The organism is Pseudomonas sp. PME37.24/006, from assembly GCF_055556635.1.
The window spans coordinates 1013765-1030586 of the sequence record NZ_JBVHNL010000001.1 but is presented as its reverse complement, the minus strand read 5'-3'; the positions used below and the strand labels follow the sequence as shown (position 1 = coordinate 1030586).

Below are 16822 nucleotides of genomic sequence, written 5' to 3'. Positions count from 1 at the left end.
CGGCTGCGCCGGCCAAGTCTCACGTTCGCCATCGCCACTGATCAGAGGACGAGCGACATGAGCCTTATCGACTGCCCCGAGTGCCAGAACCGTATTTCCGACAAGGCTCACGCCTGCCCGCAATGTGGCAACCCGATGAGCCAGCCGGTCAGTAATCGCTGGCTGTCGGAAAAGAACGTCGGCCAGGTCGCCGGCGCCACGACGGCATGGCTCACAGCACCATGGATCGCCCGCATGGTTTTTGGCGTGGTGGCGATGATCTGCATCACCGTGATCATCGTGGCCCGCTAGCGCACTTTCATCGATTGCAGCAACCGCGCCACATCCTTGGCGGCACGTTCGATGGCCGCTTCGTCATAGGCCGCAAAGCCCATCACCAGCCCAGGCGCGCGAGGTTTCACGCAGTAACGCTGCAAAGGCATCACGTCGATGCCTTCCGCGGCCAGCCTCGCCTGCACGTCCAGCTCATCGCCCGCCAGCAGACCACACACCACATCCAGCCCCGCGCGTATTGGCGGAACGTCGATCAGCCCTTGCCAATGTCGCTCGGCGGCATGAGCAAAGGCCTCGGCCCGCACCGCGTAGAGCTTGCGCATGCGCCGCAGGTGGCGGTCAAAATGCCCCTGCGCGATGAAGTCGGCCAATACCGCCTGTGAAAGGCTGTTGGCGTGCCGCGCAGTCAGCGAAACCAAGCGCGTGAAGCGCTCCACCAACTGCGGCGGCAATACCACGTAGGCCAGGCGCAGAGACGGAAACAGCAGCTTGCTGAAAGTCCCGGCAAGAATCACCTGAGCGTCGCTGTTGGCCATGCTGCGCAGCGCCGGGATGGGCTTGGCGACGAAGCGGTACTCGCTGTCGTAATCGTCCTCGAAGATGTAGCTGCCGTTTTCACTGGCCCAACGCAGCAACGCAAGACGCCGTGCTGGTGACAGCTCGCCGCCCAGCGGTGCCTGGTGCGATGGGGTGACATAGGCCATGCGCGCACCCGGTGCCAGGCGAATCCCTTCCTCGACTTGTAGGCCTTCACGGTCAACGGGCACATCGACCATGTCCACGCCGCTGGCCTTCATCAATTGCCGGGCGCCGGGATAGCCGGGGTCTTCCATCCACACCGTCTCGCCAGGTGCAACCACTAGCCGCAGGGTCAGATCCAGCGCCTGCTGGACGCTGCCAAGAATGACGATGCGCTCGGCTGCCACCAGCACGCCACGGGCAATTGACAGGTACTGGGCAATGGCATTGCGCAATACGGGCAAGCCCGCTGGGTCTGCATCCAGCATATCCAGCAGGCGAGACGAACGCAGGTGCCCGGTGTGCAGCTTGCGCCACAGGTCGATAGGGAATGCCAGTACGTCGCCGCGGTGCGGAAAGAACGGGCGCAATCCAGCTTGTGCTCCACCACTCATGAACACCGGCTTCTCTGCCTGCAGGCGCTGCGCCCAGAGCGTATCTGGCGCGTCACGCGGTTGCTCTACCTGCGGGGCGATTGGCCGCCTTACATAGCCCGCGTTCAGCGTGGCATCCGGCAACACCACGCAGACTCGCGTGCCATAGCCGCTGTCGGTATTCAGATAGCCTTCGGACTGCAACTGCTGGTAGGCGGCCTGCGCCGTACCACGCGCCATGCCGTAATGCTCAGCGAGCGCTCGCGTACTGGGTAACTGGCTGCCAGATGGCAGCCGACTGCTGAGGATCGCCTCGCGCAGCGCGGTGTATAGCCAACGCTGCAGGCTCTCGCCTGGCTGCGGCTCGCCGAGCGGCAGTGATACCACCAACGGCCCTTGATTCTTGGCTGCCATGAACGCCTCTCTTGGATCAATCCATTTGGCACTTTATGGATCAATACGCTGATCCACTTCAAGCAGAGAATCGCCTCGTCAACTGCAGCGATCGCGCTCCAAGCGTATCGCCCTTCCTGCGCCGTACTTTGCGGCCAGGCAACCGCTTTCGAGGAACACCTGATGAAGCAACGAATTCTAGTCATCGGCACCGGCTTCGCCGGTCTGTGGAGCGCCCTGAGCGCGGCGCGTCTGCTCGACCTGCAGGCACGCGAGGATATCGAGGTCTGCGTGATTGCTCCCAAGGCGCAACTGCACGTGCGGCCACGCTTTTACGAGGCGGATGTGGCGCGGATGAGTGCACCGCTGGACGAGCTGTTCGCCGTGGTCGGCATCCGCTTCGTGCAAGGCTGGGTCACGGGTATCGACAGCGCCAGGCAAACCCTGACCTACCGAAGCGAACACGGCCTCGACAGCGAGCTGGGCTATAGCCGCCTGATCCTCGCCAGCGGCAGCCAGGTGGTGCGCCCCGCCCTGAGCGGCGTCGAACATGCCTTCGATGTCGACAGCCTGGAGCAGGCCCTGGCCCTGGAGCGTCATCTCCACAGCCTGCGCGATCTGCCAGACAGCCCAGCGCGCAACACCATAGTGGTAGCGGGCGGCGGCTTCACCGGTATCGAAACCGCGACCGAGCTGCCTGCTCGCCTGCGCAGCATCCTGGGCGACGAGGTTGATATCCGCGTGATCGTGGTCGACCGTGGCGAGCGGATCGGCGCCAGCCTGGGCGAACACGTCGCCCCCATTGTTGCCGAAGCCAGCGCCCAGCAGGGCGTTACCTGGCACCTTGGCAGTGCAGTGGGCGCGGTAGATAAGGGCGGCGTCACGCTCACCAACGGCGAACGCATCGACGCCCAGACGGTCATCTGGACAGTTGGCGTGCAGGCCTCACCGCTGACCCGAGAGCTGACTGCCGAGCGGGACGCTCAGGGTCGCCTGCATGTTGACCGTAACCTCAAGGTCTCCGGGCTGGAGAGCGTGTACGCCGCCGGTGATACCGCCTACGCGGCAGCCGACGAGCACGGCAACCATGCGCTGATGTCCTGCCAGCACGCCATCGCTCTGGGCCGCTCCGCAGGTAACAACGCTGCGGCCGACCTGCTCGGTGTCGCACCCATTACCTACAGCCAGCCCAAGTACGTCACCTGCCTGGATCTCGGCGAATGGGGCGCGCTATTCACCGAAGGCTGGGAGCGCAAAGTGGTGCTGACCGGCACCAAGGGCAAGCAGCTGAAAACCGAGATCAACACACAGTGGATCTACCCGCCCGCCGCGATCCGCGAAACCGCCCTGGTAGCGGCCGACCCGCTGACTCCAGTAGTGGCCTGATCCGCATCGTTTGACGCACGACCAAAGCCATCACGGGCTGCTGCGCGAAGTCGGCAGCCCGCGCCTGCAAACTGAATTGAGCACCACCCATTGCAGCAATCAGCGCATCTTGTTCTAATTTGCGACTAATTCTTATCTGCATTGAGGCGCGTAAACGCCAACGGGTACGTGCTCTCGATGACGCCTCTCGATACCAACCACCTGCATAGCCTCTACGCCAGCCATAGCGGCTGGCTGCAGCAGTTTCTGCGCCGCCGCCTGGGCGATGGCGCCGATGCCGCCGACCTGGTGCAAGACACCTTCGTGCGTCTGCTGCTGCGCCCACGCAGCTTCGACAGTCACAGTGGCGAGCGCTCCTACCTGGCGACCATTGCCCGCGGCCTGAGCATCGACCACTGGCGCCGCAAGCAATTGGAGCAGGCCTGGTTGAGTGCGCTCGCCAACCGTCCGCAAGCGCTGCAGCCCTCGCCAGAACAGGCGGCGTTGATCATGGAAACCCTGCACGAAGTGGACGCCATGCTGCTGCGCCTGCCTGCCCGGGTGCGTGAGGCGTTTTTACTGGCTCAGCTCGATGGTTTGCCCTACCGCGAGATAGCCCGGCAGCTCGGCGTATCCGAACGCATGGTCAAGAAGTACCTGGCCCAGGCTCTGCTGCACTGCGCCCTGCTCGAAGCGGAGCTCGACGGCCTGTTGGTCGAGTGACGGCGATGCATACCCAACCAGACCGCACGCTCAGCCATGCCAGCCTGCAACAGGCCGCCAACTGGTACGTGCTGCTGCACGACGAACAACCAGACAGCCAGACGCGCCAGCAATGGCAGCAGTGGCTCGAGCAACACAGCGAGCATCGTGACGCCTGGCACTATGTGGAACGGGTCAGCCAGCGTTTCGGCAACCTGCAGCAACAGGACGATCCCCTGGCCCTGCGCCAGGCTCTAGGTCAGGAAAGCCGGACGGGCTTCAGTCGTCGTCAGGGCCTCAAGAGCCTGCTGATTATCGGCGCCGGCAGCGTGCTTGGCTGGGGCACTTGGCGCAGTACTCCGCTACCGCGTTTGCTGGCTGGCTGGACGGCGGACTTCGCCACCGGCACCGGCGAGGTGCGTGAAACCAGGCTGGCTGATGGCACCCACCTGTGGCTCAACGCAACCAGTGCGGTGGATGCCCAATTCAGCACCAGCCTGCGCCTGCTGCATCTGCGTTTCGGTGAAGTGCTGATCGACACCGCGAAAGACGCCCGGCCCTTGTTCATCGACAACAGGCATGGCCGCATGCAGGCCCTGGGCACCCGCTTCAGCGTGCGCCAGACGCCTGAAGAAACCTGGCTGACGGTGTTCGATGGCACTGTGGAAATCTGCACCGCAGATAGCCGCGAGACGCGACGGGTCGAGGCTGGTCAGCAGGTCGGCTTCAATGCCCAGCGGGTTGGCGACCAAACACCCGCCGCCAGCGCTCGCGAGTCGTGGACGCGCCATGTGCTGGCGGCTGAGGGCATGCCGCTGGGGCAACTGCTCGAAGAACTCTCGCACTTCCGCCGTGGGCACCTGGGCTGTAATCCGACCATAGCCAGCTTGCCGGTGATGGGCTACTTCCCGCTGGACGACAGCGAGCAAACACTACAGCTGCTGCAAGCGGCCCTACCGATCCGTATCCAACGGCTCACCGACTGGTGGGTGAGCGTCGAGCCAGCCAGTGCCTGACTGAAAAGAAAATCATCGACGCGGTTCCCTTTCTGCAATCTCGCTCGGTAATCCCTGAGAAGCCAACTATTCGAACAACTCCAGGGGACACCATGCACTTGCCAACCGCGCACTCCTTCCAATCCCTGCGACCACTCGCACTGGCCTTGCCAATGGCGCTGTCCCTCGCTCCGGCCTTGCTGGTTTCGCTACCGGCAGCGGCGCAGGAAAGCCGCGAGGTGCGCACTTACAGCATCGCGCCAGGCCCGCTGGCCAACGTGCTCAATCAGTTCTCGGCCCAGGCGGGCATCTACCTCGCCGGGCACAACGACCTGGCGACGGGCAAGAACAGCCCCGGCCTGAATGGCAGCTACTCGGTATCCGCTGGGCTTGCCCTGGTGCTGCAGAACTCCGGCCTGGAAGCCGTTGCTCAGGGCGGCAGCGGCTACGTGCTACGCCCGCTGCCAGCCAGCGGCGTGCTGCAGCTCGATAGCACCACTGTGTCTGGAAGCGCGCTGGGCAGTGGCGAGGCACCGGGTGAGCCGCTCGCCGGTTACGTGGCCCTGCGCAACGGCAGCGCGACCAAAACGGATACAGCATTGGTCGACACCCCGCAGTCGATCTCGGTGGTAACCCGCGACGAGCTGCGCAATCGCCAGTCGGAAACCCTGTCCCAGGCACTCAGCTATACACCGGGCGTCACCAGCCAGCCGACCAGTTTCAACCGCACGGCGGACCGTTTTCGTATCCGTGGCCTCGATGTCGAGTCCGCCACCGGCGGCTCGCTACGCGATGGCCTGCGCCTGCAGAACAACTCCTATGACGGCATTCAGGAGCCCTATGGCCTGGAGCGTGTCGAGGTGATTCGCGGCGCGGCGTCTGTGCTCTACGGGCAGCTGTCGCCGGGCGGAATGATCAACGGTGTGAGCAAGCGGCCGACTCGGGAGCCGCTGCGCGAACTGAACCTGCAGGTCGGCCAGAACGACCGCAAGCAGCTGTCCGCTGACTTCAGCGGCCCGCTCGGTGAAAGCGATACGCTGAGCTACCGCCTGACGATGCTCACGCGCGACAGCGACACGCCGCAGGATCATATCAATGACGACAGGCTATATATTGCCCCGTCGCTGACCTGGCGCCCGAACGAAGACACCTCCCTGACCCTGCTGTCGTTCTACCAGAAGACCGAAACGGGCTTCTCCGCGCCGCTGCCCTATCAGCTGGTCAAGGGTGTGGGCGACGCGACGTACCAGATAGGCCGTCACGACTTTATCGGCGAGCCCGACTACAACGAGATGAACGGCGAGATGTCGACGCTGGGTTACGAGTTCGAGCACCACTTCAACGAGCAGTTGCGCATCAACCACAAGCTGCGTTACTACCAGACCGACGTGGAATGGACGTACCTGCAGATACAAACCTCTGCCGCGGCCATCAATCAGGCAGCCACCACGGGCATCCTGCGCCGCCAGTACAGCGACCGCCACGAGCGCGCCCGCGGCCTGGCCAGCGACACCAATATCGAGTCCAAATGGCAGCTTGGTGGCGCCGAGCACAGCGTACTGCTGGGCTTCGATGCTTACGACATAACCTACGACTCGCACAACTTTCGCGGCGTCGCGCCGGCACTGGATCTGAGCCGCTACAACTACGGGCAGCCAGTGGTGGTGAACAAGGATCGCAGCCTGGACCGCGGTTCACAGATCGACACCCTGCAAAAGGGCGTTTATCTGCAGGATCAGATCAACATCGACGACCGCTGGGTTGCCGTACTCGGCGTGCGTCACGACTGGGCCGGCCAGGATCAGAAGCAACATCGTAACGGCGTACGCACCAGCCAGAACAATGAAGCCACCACCTACCGCGCCGGCCTGGTGTACAAGTTCGATAACGGCCTGGCGCCTTACCTGAGCTACAGCGAATCGTTCTTCCCGGTGTCAGTGGCCGTTGCCGGCGGCCAGAGCTTCGTGCCCACCGAAGGCAAGCAATACGAGGCGGGGATTCGCTACCAGCCCGACGGCCGCAACCTGCTGCTCAGTGCCGCGGTTTTCGAGCTGACCCAACAGAACGTGTTCAAGCAGAACCCTGCCACCAACATCGCCTCGCAGACTGGGGAAGTGCGCTCGCGCGGCTTCGAGGCGGAAGCCAAGGCCGACCTCAGCGAAGCCCTCAGCCTGATCGCCTCCTATGCCTATATCGATGCGCGCATCACAGAGAGCGTGATCCCCGGCGAAGTCGGCCAGCGCAGCGAGGACACGCCCTATCACCAGGCGGCGCTGTGGCTCGACTACAACTTCATGCGCCTCAACCTGCCACAGCTCACCCTTGGCGCCGGCGCCCGCTACAAGGGCACCACCCAGGCCTCCGAAATGGACTCGGCGATGCCCGCCTACACCCTGTTCGATGCCATGGTCAGCTACCAGCTCGACGCGAACTGGGGCGTCAGCCTCAACGCCAACAACCTTACCAACAAGCAGTACACCTACTGCGAGTTCGCCACCTGCACCTATGGCGACGAGCGCCAATTGGTCGGCTCGGTAAATTTCAGCTGGTGAGGTGAGATTCGTCAGCCGCCACTTCAGGTGTGCGGCTGACCTGCCTTGCAGCACTCTTGCCGCGCCCCCATGCAGCCCCCCTGTCGCGAGCAGGCCTATCCCAAGATCATGGATTGGCAGCCTGTTGCGGCAAACCTGTAGCGCCGCTCACAAAGACAGCAGCCGAGCAGGCCTACCCCCGCCGCGCCTTGAAAAAGGCCTTTAACATCGCCCCACACTCCTCCGCCAGCACCCCACCCTCAACCAGCACGCGGTGGTTGAGAAAGCCCTGGTCGAAGAACTGGCCGCGACTCACGGCCATGCCCGCGCGCGGCTCGCTGGCCCCGAAGACCACACGCTGCACCCGCGAATGGACGATCAGGCCTGCGCACATCGCGCAAGGCTCCAGGGTCACGTACAGGGTGCTGCCTGGCAGGCGGTAGTTGCTGATGGCCTGGGAAGCGGCGCGGATGGCGACCATTTCGGCATGGGCGCTGGGGTCGTTGGTGGAGATCGGGCAATTGAAGCCGCGGCCGATCACCTCGCCGTTCTGCACCAGCACGGCACCGACCGGCACTTCACCGCGCAGAGCGCCTTCAGCGGCGAGTTCGAGCGCTTCACGCATAAAGCGTTCGTCGTGGCTGCGGTCGATGATCAACGGGGCTCTCAAGTTAACGCTCCCAAGTAAGGGCACTCACGTCAGGCGATCTCGATAGCGGCCATCAGGCCGGTTTCCATATGGTCGATAACATGGCAATGGAACATCCACACACCGGGGTTATCGGCCACGAAGGCGATACGCGCGGTCTCGTTCTTGCCGAGCAGAAAGGTGTCGGTGTAGTACGGCTCGATCTTGCGGCGGTTGGAGTCCAGCACCTTGAAGATCAGCCCGTGGAGGTGGATCGGGTGTTGGTACTGAGCCATGTTGCGCAGCACGAAGATGTAGTGACCATCCTTCTTCAGACTAGCGATGGGCCGGTCAGCGCAGGTCTTGTCGTTGATGTCCCAGGCCTGGCCGTTGATCTGCCAGTACTTGTAACGGCCAGCGGCTTCATCGGCCGGGGATGCCAGTGACGCCGCCCACTCGAAGTTGAAACGCAGGGTTTCGGCGCGCTGCAGATCCGGCTCGGCCACCGGGTTTGGCGGCAGCGCGGGCGGCCACTCGGCGGCGGGCTCATTGCTGGCGACGGACTTGATGGTGGCCAGGCGCAGCGGCCCGTTGCGCAACGACAGTTCTTCGCTGCCGACGTCCGGCACCTTGAGCGCCAAGTCGATACGCATGCCCGGCCCCAGCCAGTATTCCTTACCCAGAGGGCGCGGCTGGATCGGGTTGCCGTCCAGCGCGTAGATGCGGGCATCGCCCTTGGGCAGGTTGAGGCGGTAGGTGATGGTACTGTCGACGTTGATCAGGCGCAGGCGCACCACCTGCCCAGCCGGCAGTTCCAGGGTCGGCAGCGAGACGCCGTTGATGGTCGACAGGCGCCCACGGGTGCCCTCGCGGGCAGCTTCTCGGGGAACGCTGAATGCGGTGAAGGCGCCCTGCTCGTCCACGTGCCAGCTCTTCAGGCACAAGGTGCGCTCGTGCTGGAAACCGGTGGGCTCGCGCTCCTCGATGATCAGCGGGCCGACCAGGCCGCGCCCCAGCTGTTTGGCGCTCGACTCATGGGGGTGGTACCAGTAGCTGCCCGCATCCGGGGTGACGAAACGGTAATCGAAATATTCGCCTGGGAGCACCGGCAACTGGGATACGTAGGGCACGCCGTCCATCTCCAGTGGCAGGCGAATGCCGTGCCAGTGAATGGTGGTGGCCTCGGGCAGGTGATTGATAAAGCGTACACGCAGCTCATCCCCCTGACGGCAGCGCAGCTCGACACCGGGGGCCTGACCGCCGAACGTCCAGGCAGGCGTGACATGGCCGGGCACCAGCTCGATATCGTGGGGCGCAGCGATCAACTCGTAGTCGTGAGTCTTGCGATCAAACGGGCGCCCCAGCCAATAACGTGCGCCGCCAGCTCCCAGGCCAACGACGCCAAGACCGACCAAACCGCCCAACACCTGTCTACGGGTGAAACTCATGAAGCCTGCTCCTGAAGCGGGACTGCGATAACGCTAACCAGGTCTGATCGAATACGCCTCTGCGGGCGCTGGAGAGCTGCGCACGATACACCTTGAACGCGGGGGCGTTAAGCCGCGACATACCGCCCGGCCCGAGTTCAAGAACGCCGGTAAGCACGCGTGGTCAGCAGATACACCGGTAACCCCGACACCAGCACGATCAGCGCTGCATAGGGCGCGGCGCCGGCGTACTCCAGGTTGCCAGTGTGCGACCAGACCTTGGTCGCCAGGGTTTCCAGACCAGTCGGCCCAAGGATCAGAGTGGCGGTCAGCTCTTTCATGCAGTCGAGAAATACCAGTACGAAGCCAGCGCCGATGGCGGGCGAGATGATCGGCAACGTGACTCTCAGAAAAGTAGTAATCGGGGTATGCCCCAGGGTGCGTGCAGCCTCTTCCAGTTGCGGCGAAGCTTTCTCCAACGCCACGCGGATCGGCCCTTGAGCCATGGGCATGAACAGCAGCGCATAGGCCACCAGCAGCAGGACGCTGGTCTGGTACAACGCAGGCACGTAGCCAAGGGCGAAGAACACCAGCGACAGAGCGATCACCAGGCCCGGCAAAGCGTGCAGCAGGTACGGCAAACGATCCGCCAGCGTGGCCATGCGACCGTAGTAGCGCACCACCACCAGACATACCGGCAGCGCCAGCAGGCAGCTGAGCAAGGCGCCACCAAAGGAATAGGTCAGCGACGACCACAGCGTCTCGGCGATTTCCACCACCGGGAAGCTGGCCGAGCTGCCTTCGACGATCCAGAACCCCAGCATCACCAGCGGCACGCCGCAGCCGATGGCGACCAGCGCCAACAGCAGCGCCTGAGCCGGCACACTCCAACGCCCCAGGCGCAGCCGTGCCGCGCTGCGTGCCACGCCCTGGCCGGTGCGCGCATAGCCGCGCCCGCGCAGGCGAAACTCGCCCCACAGCAACAGCATGCACAGCGCCAGCAACAGCGCGGACAACATCGCCGCGTTGCTGCCGCTGAACTCCAGCTCGAACTGCTGGTAGATGGCGGTGGTGAAGGTCTGGTAACGCATGATCGACGGCGCGCCGAACTCGACCAGCATATGCACGGCGACCAGCAGGCTGGTGGCCATCAGCACCGGGCGCAGCAGCGGCAGCGTGACCCGCCAGAACACCTGCCGGCGACTGCAGCCGAGCATCCGCGCCGACTCTTCCATGGCCGGGTCGAGATTGCGCAGCACGGCGACCACCGGCAGGTAGATCAGCGGGTACTTCGACAGCACCATGACCAGCACTGTGCCGCCCAGGCCTTCGAACATCGAGCTGATCGACACCCAGGTGAAGCCGCTGACGAACGAGGGAATGGCGAACGGCAGGCACAGCAGCACGTTCCAGTGTCGGCGCCAGCGCAGATCGCTGCGCTCCACCAGCCAGGCCAGCGCCAGACCGAGCAGCACACAGCCCAGGGTCACCAGCACCATCAACTTCAAGGTGTTGGCCAGCAGGCCGAATACGAACGGCCGCCAGAGCAACGCGAAGGCTTCGTGCAGCCCGACCTGCGTGGCGCGGGCGACCACGAAGAACAGCGGCAGTGCGGCAAGCAGCAGCAGGGCCAGGATCGGAATCTGCAGCCAGATCGGTGGTGCCTTGCGCCGCCGCGTGGTGACGCTTACCGGAGGTGGCGGCAGTTCAGGGGTTACCGCCTGAGGTTGCATGCTCAGTTCATTCCAACTTCGCGTTGCAGCTCCAGCGCATCCTCGGCCAGGCCGATCTGCGCGGCGGTGATAGCCGGCGGCTTGAGCTGGTCATAGGGCTTGAGCAGTGGATCGGCCTGCACCTTGGGGTTGACCGGGTACTCGGCGGATTTGCTCAGAATGGCCTGTTGCCCTTCTTCGCTGATCATGAAGGCGAGAAATTGCTGGGCCTCTTTCGGGTGCTTGCTGGCCTTGACCACCGCCGCGCCGGACACGCTCGACAGGCCGCCCGCATCGCCATCGGCGAAATAGTGCAGTTTGGACTTCAGGTCGCCCTTCTCTTTCTTCAACGCCGTCCAGTAGTAACTGTTGACCAGCGCGGCACCGACCTCACCGTTCTCCACGGCCTTCATGGCGATGACGTTATTGGTGTAGGTGCCACCGAACGCCTTGAGGCCGGTCAGCCATTCCTCGGCAGCCTCGCGACCATTGATACGGATGACCGCTGCCGTCTGCCCAAGAAACTCACCGCTGCTCGGCACAAAGGCAATCTTGCCGGCCCACTCGGGGTCGGCCACTTCCAGCACGCTTTTCGGCAGCTCGGCTTCGCTGACCAGATCCGGGTTATAGGCCAGCACGCGCACGCGTGAGGTGATGCCGAGCCAGTTGCCGTTGTCGTCAGAGAACTTGGCATCGATCTGCGACAAGGTGCTTTCATCCACCTTGGCCAACAGGCCCTGGCTGCCGAGCTTGATCAGCGGCGGCGCTTCTTCGGTGTAGATGATGTCTGCCGGCGAGCGCTCGCCCTCTTCGGCGATCTGGTTGGCCAACTGGCCGCCACCGCCCTTACGGATCAGCACCTTGATGCCGGTCTTCTTCTCGAAGGCAGCCGCAACAGCCTTGCCGGTAGCCTCGTGCTGGCCGTTGTACAGCGTCAGGGTCACAGCATCGTCAGCCTGTACGCCACCGGCGAACAGCAGGGAGGACAGAAGACCCGCGGCAATCGCGCGCGCCAGATCGGTTACTCGATGAGCTGACATTGACCACTTCCTCTGAAACAAAAAGTTACCGGCGATTATACGGGCCAACTGCAGCTGATTCTCAAGTAATGCATGCATCGACGCGCACCGACGGCAAGAATCAACCATCGCTCGACAACCTACCAAAAGTAAGTTACCAATAGTAGGAACTCATTATTGGAGCTAACCCATGCAGGCCCTTATCGTCGTTGCACACCCGGACAAATACTCCCTGACCCACGCGATCGCTACAGGTATCGCCGATGGGCTTGCCAGCACGGAGTCCAACCACTCGGCCGAGATCGCTGATCTGGCTGCCGAAGGTTTCGACCCGCGTTTCAATGAGGCAGACATCGCCCTGTTCCAGAAAAAGGCGCCAGCACCGGCAGACGTCGCCGCCGAACACGCGCGGCTCGAGCAGGCCGACGCGCTGGTACTGGTCTACCCGATCTACTGGTGGTCCTTCCCTGCCCTGCTCAAAGGCTGGATAGACCGGGTATTCACCAACGGCTGGGCCTATGAAGAGGCCGAGAACGGCAAAGTAGTGAAGAAGCTTCAGCGCCTGCAGGTTCACCTGGTGGCCGTTGGCGGTGCGGACGCAGGTACATTCACGCGTCACGGTTATGACGAAGCAATGAAGACGCAGATCGACCACGGCATCTTCGACTACTGCGGCGCACCGGTGGCCACATCGCAGTTTCTGCTCGCCTCCGACCCCGGCTTCCCGGAAGCACATCTGGAGACGGCACAGGCGATAGGCCGTAAGCTGTTCGCCGAGCAATCCTGAAACGCCCTGGAGTATCAATGAGTTCGCAGCCACCCGCCTCGCCACGTCGCCGCCTGCCACGGGAGGAGCGCACGCGTCAGCTTCTGGAGGTGGCATGGCAACTGATCGGTGATGAAGGCACCGATGCCCTGACGCTGGGCAGGCTGGCCGAAGCAGCGGGCGTGACCAAACCGGTGGTATACGACCACTTCGGCACCCGCAACGGGCTGCTGGCGGCGCTCTATCAGGATTACGACGAGCGCCAGACCTGGGTCTTCGACGCCGCCATCGAAGCAGCGGCCGCGGATCTGCAGGAGAAGAGTCGCGTCATCGCAGCCAGCTACGTCAATTGCGTACTGACCCAGGGACGAGAGATATCCGATGTCGTGGCAGCCCTCAACGGTTCCCCGGAGCTGGCAGCCGTGAAGAAGCAGTACCAGCATGCCTTCATCGAAAAGTGTGCTGCGATCCTGGCGCCCTTCTGCTCCCCCAAGGGCGCTTCGTCAGCCGGCATGTGGGCCATGCTCGGCGCGGCCGACTCACTCTCGGACGCAGCCGTTGCCGGCGACATCAGCGAAGAACAGGCTCAGGATGAACTGCAGGCGATCATTCTAGGGTTGGTCGAGCGAAGTCATTAAGGCGACCAGAGAGAGCGGGAAGCACCGGACACCTTATGAACATTCAGAGGGTCAGAGCCGACGCCCAAGTGACTCTCGCAGGGCCCTGCATTGCAGCTTGCCAAAAGCTCTCCGCAGCGGTCTTCTAGGCGGGAAGACTCAGACGTGTTCCCACCTCACAGAGATATCCCTGGATGATCGATTTCAACAACAAAGGCTTTTTCAAACTCAAACAAAACGACGAGTACGCCCAGCGCGTAAGCGCCTTGCTGCTTGAAAACGAGCACGTCATCGACGCCTACAAATCCATGCGCGACGGCGTGGTGTTCACCAACAAGCGCATCATCGCGGTGAACGTGCAGGGCCTCACAGGCAGCAAGAAGGATTTCACCTCCCTGCCCTACAAGAATATCGTTGCCTATTCGATCGAAACCTCCGGCACTTTCGATCTGGACTCGGAACTGGAAATCCATTTTTCGTCACTTGGCAAAGTGAAGTTCGAGTTCACCGGCAAAACGGCGATCGTGGAAATTTCCAAGCTTATCTCTGCGCATGTTTTTGGCTGATGCTGGCGGCTGTTAACGCCGCTGATAGCAACCAAAAAATGAAAAAGCCGCGAAACGATTAACGATTTGCGCCTTTTTTTGTAGAGAGGTGCATTCCTATTTTGCCGCGCTTTAGAAGAAGCCAGCGGCAATCATGAAATGTCGCCCGAGCGTTACAAAGCCGCTCGGGCGAATATGCACCGACTTACCAGTTGTAACTCACCTTGGCAGTAACTTCGCGACCAGGGTTGTAGTAGTTGGCAGTACCAGAACCGACCACGTGTTGCTCGTCCAGCAGGTTGCTGACGTTGACGGCAAGATCGGTGCCTTTGGCAATGTTGTAGTTGAAGGCGGTATCGAACAATGTCGTGCCATCGCTCTTGCTGGTATTGGCTGCGTCAAAGTAATAGGAGCCAACGTAACGTGCGCCCAACCCTACGCTCATGGCAGTGCCTGGCAGGTCGTAATAGCTCCAAAGGGACGCGGAATGTTGGGGTGTAACCTCAAATTCATTCCCCTTTAAGGAAGTGCCGCTCCGGAGCGTGCCGCGAACAACATCAGACTGCATATAGGAGTAGCCGCCGACAAGGCTCAGATTCTGAGTAAGTTCGGCCTTGGCTTCCAGATCCAGACCTCGCACCTTTGTCTCACCGACATTTTGCTGCTGAATACCACCACCAGGCACGACTACAGCAATGGTGACATTTTCTTGCGTCAGGTCGTAGACGGCAGCCGAGAACAGCGCATTCATCCCCATTGGGGAATATTTCACGCCAACTTCATATTGCTTTCCGCGCTTTGGAGTAGCGCCAATTTCAGGCGGCGAAACGGATTCCACCATACTGACGTAAGTAGAAACCTCGTCGGTAACGATATAGGTCAGCGCGCCACGGTAAGAGGTTTCAGAGAAGCTGTCGTTGTTATTGAAAGCCGTGGATGTGCCATTAAAGATATCTGCCCCTTTACTGGACAAGTCCATCGAGTCGTTACGTACGCCACCAGTGATAATAAAGCGCTCATAGAGCGATAGGTTCTGCTGCAAGAATACCGACTTGGTGGTGTAGTCACGCTTCTCAAGACGATAAGGCTGCAACCCTATCGGAGCACCGCTGTAAACCGGATTGGCGATATCAATGGGCGCTACATTCTGAAGGTAGATAGAGCTAGCGTCAGTTGTAGAGTCTCCATACTCCACCCCTACCATGGTGCTGCTGTCGATATTTTCGAAACGGGCGTCGTACTGCAGCATCAGGTTGCCGTTGATCTGCTCGGCGTCGGTATCAGTACCAAACGCGTCACGATTGCGCACGGTTCCGGTACCGGTGCCATTCAAGTACAGGTAGGCAAAGTCATCAGTCAGCTCGCTGTAGCGCAGATTGCTACGCAAAACGAAACCATTGTCAAAATCATGGGTGAAGTTGCCACTGATGCTGGTTCGCTCAACATCATGGAAGTTGTAATCAGGCTCACCGAAGAAATCGCTGCGGTCGTACTCCCGATCCAACGGATAGCCGCCGCTGTTGGGCGAGCTCTTGGTTTTGAGGTGGTCCAGAGTCAAGGTACCCGAGGTATAAGCTGTTGGCGCCCAAGTCAGACCACCCATGACGAAGCCGTTGTCGTCACGTGAATGATCGTATTCACGGTCGCTGTCTTGCAGCTTGCCAGTGAAGCGGTAAGCAACAGTCTGGTCCGCGTTCAGCGAGTCACCGACGTCGATGCCAGTTTCCTTGTGGTTGAAAGAACCATAAGTCGCGTAGACCTGACCGTGCTTCTCGAAGCGCGGTTTCTTGGTTACGAAATTGACCGAACCGCCCGGATCAGCCGCGCCAAACAACGTAGAGTTGGCGCCACGCAGGACTTCAACACGCTCATAAGCGAATGGTTCCTCACGCACGCCACGCATCGAGCCCAGAGTCAGGCCATCACGATAGGTGGTTGCCTGAAAGCCACGAATCTTGAAGTAGTCGTTCCGATCATCGGAACCGTAGTAATCAGTGATGATTCCCGGCGTGTACTGCAGGAGCTCTTCAGTCGTGTTGACACTACGCTGTTCGATTTCCTTCTCGGTAACGACCGAAACCGAGGCCGGGGTGTTGAGAATGCTGGTGGCGACCTTGCCGCCAACCCAGAGCTCCTGAGCAACTACAGTGCTGGCGTCATCACTTGCTGCAGCCTGGGAATTAACGATGATCGGCGCAAGGCGATAGCTCTCCTCCTCACCGATGGTAATCGCCTCCTGAGCATTCGCGCCCAGAGGAACAGCAACCAGCGGAGCGCAGAACAGAGCGGCCGTAGCAGTTCGCTGCCAGGACACAGTTGTAGGGATAGCCCTGGGTTTGCAATGAGTCATGCTCAAGATCCTTGATTGTTTTTAAGGCTTCCGCCGTTAGCCCTTTTAGCTTTTTCGCAACGCATCGGCAGAGGTCGTACAACGATGATATTCGAAAACATCTATCACAACGATAGTCATTATCAATAAAGTTCCCAGCTGTTACATAAAACCGAGTCGGTTGGATAGGAGCAGATAAAACTTCATTAGGTCGACACGCTGAGGTCGTCATCAAAAGCGCCGCTCACACATGCGGGGCCCCGTCGAAATGCGGGTTCAAAATGCACAAAGCCCGCAATCAAGCGGGCTTTGCGTTTTCTCCTAATCGCTGCCGATAAGCGGCAGACGCCGGTCAGGTTGCATGCTCCTGCAAAGCGACTGACTAAAACGTCTAGTTCGCCTTTTGAA

At 61.4% G+C, this 16822-nt stretch carries 14 protein-coding genes; 8 read left to right on the top strand and 6 right to left on the bottom strand.

Going from position 1 to position 16822, the window contains the following annotated elements; genetic code table 11:
- The first annotated feature begins 57 nt into the window (after positions 1–57).
- Positions 58–291 carry a zinc ribbon domain-containing protein gene (locus ACZ3GY_RS04775; RefSeq protein WP_465909120.1) on the top strand — a complete coding sequence of 78 codons (234 nt, stop codon included), beginning with the start codon at positions 58–60 and terminating at the stop codon, positions 289–291.
- Here the strand turns inward: ACZ3GY_RS04775 and pdxR are convergent.
- Positions 288–1799, bottom strand: coding sequence for a MocR-like pyridoxine biosynthesis transcription factor PdxR (pdxR, locus tag ACZ3GY_RS04770; protein ID WP_465909119.1), 1512 nt, complete (start codon positions 1797–1799; stop codon positions 288–290). The two genes, ACZ3GY_RS04775 and pdxR, sit on opposite strands and share 4 nt — an antisense overlap.
- A gap of 162 nt (positions 1800–1961) precedes the next feature.
- Here pdxR and ACZ3GY_RS04765 point away from each other — a divergent pair, with 162 nt between their 5' ends.
- The 4 genes from ACZ3GY_RS04765 to ACZ3GY_RS04750 all read left to right on the top strand — a co-directional run bounded on the left by ACZ3GY_RS04765 (position 1962) and on the right by ACZ3GY_RS04750 (position 7392).
- Entirely contained in the window at positions 1962–3164 is a 1203-nt protein-coding gene (locus tag ACZ3GY_RS04765) for an NAD(P)/FAD-dependent oxidoreductase (protein ID WP_465909118.1), read from the top strand.
- Between the two features lie 177 nt (positions 3165–3341).
- Positions 3342–3866 (top strand): sigma-70 family RNA polymerase sigma factor, encoded by a 525-nt coding sequence (locus tag ACZ3GY_RS04760; RefSeq protein ID WP_463564147.1) that lies wholly within the window; start codon positions 3342–3344, stop codon positions 3864–3866.
- 5 nt (positions 3867–3871) lie between these two features.
- Positions 3872–4861, top strand: a complete 990-nt coding sequence (locus ACZ3GY_RS04755) for a FecR domain-containing protein (protein ID WP_465909117.1) — start codon at positions 3872–3874, stop codon at positions 4859–4861.
- Between the two features lie 92 nt (positions 4862–4953).
- Positions 4954–7392 (top strand): TonB-dependent siderophore receptor, encoded by a 2439-nt coding sequence (locus ACZ3GY_RS04750; RefSeq protein WP_465909116.1) that lies wholly within the window; start codon positions 4954–4956, stop codon positions 7390–7392.
- Positions 7393–7564: 172 nt separating this feature from the next.
- Here the strand turns inward: ACZ3GY_RS04750 and tadA are convergent, their stop codons facing one another.
- The 4 genes from tadA to ACZ3GY_RS04730 all read right to left on the bottom strand — a co-directional run bounded on the left by tadA (position 7565) and on the right by ACZ3GY_RS04730 (position 12178).
- Positions 7565–8041, bottom strand: coding sequence for a tRNA adenosine(34) deaminase TadA (tadA, locus tag ACZ3GY_RS04745; RefSeq protein WP_465909115.1), 477 nt, complete (start codon positions 8039–8041; stop codon positions 7565–7567).
- 29 nt (positions 8042–8070) lie between these two features.
- Positions 8071–9447: a multicopper oxidase family protein gene (locus tag ACZ3GY_RS04740; RefSeq protein ID WP_465909114.1), complete on the bottom strand. Its 1377-nt coding sequence runs from the start codon at positions 9445–9447 to the stop codon at positions 8071–8073.
- 137 nt (positions 9448–9584) lie between these two features.
- Positions 9585–11159: an ABC transporter permease gene (locus ACZ3GY_RS04735; protein WP_465909113.1), complete on the bottom strand. Its 1575-nt coding sequence runs from the start codon at positions 11157–11159 to the stop codon at positions 9585–9587.
- A 2-nt stretch (positions 11160–11161) separates the two neighbouring features.
- Entirely contained in the window at positions 11162–12178 is a 1017-nt protein-coding gene (locus tag ACZ3GY_RS04730) for an extracellular solute-binding protein (protein WP_465909112.1), read from the bottom strand.
- A 169-nt stretch (positions 12179–12347) separates the two neighbouring features.
- On the opposite strand from ACZ3GY_RS04730, the gene ACZ3GY_RS04725 reads away from it, so the two are divergent.
- The 3 genes from ACZ3GY_RS04725 to ACZ3GY_RS04715 all read left to right on the top strand — a co-directional run bounded on the left by ACZ3GY_RS04725 (position 12348) and on the right by ACZ3GY_RS04715 (position 14106).
- Positions 12348–12944 (top strand): NAD(P)H-dependent oxidoreductase, encoded by a 597-nt coding sequence (locus tag ACZ3GY_RS04725; RefSeq protein ID WP_465909111.1) that lies wholly within the window; start codon positions 12348–12350, stop codon positions 12942–12944.
- A 17-nt stretch (positions 12945–12961) separates the two neighbouring features.
- Entirely contained in the window at positions 12962–13561 is a 600-nt protein-coding gene (locus ACZ3GY_RS04720) for a TetR/AcrR family transcriptional regulator (RefSeq protein WP_465909110.1), read from the top strand.
- 173 nt (positions 13562–13734) lie between these two features.
- Positions 13735–14106, top strand: coding sequence for a PH domain-containing protein (locus ACZ3GY_RS04715; RefSeq protein WP_465909109.1), 372 nt, complete (start codon positions 13735–13737; stop codon positions 14104–14106).
- 184 nt (positions 14107–14290) lie between these two features.
- Here ACZ3GY_RS04715 and ACZ3GY_RS04710 read toward each other — a convergent pair whose 3' ends face one another.
- Positions 14291–16435 carry a TonB-dependent siderophore receptor gene (locus tag ACZ3GY_RS04710; RefSeq protein WP_465909108.1) on the bottom strand — a complete coding sequence of 715 codons (2145 nt, stop codon included), beginning with the start codon at positions 16433–16435 and terminating at the stop codon, positions 14291–14293.
- Positions 16436–16822 lie beyond the last annotated feature (387 nt).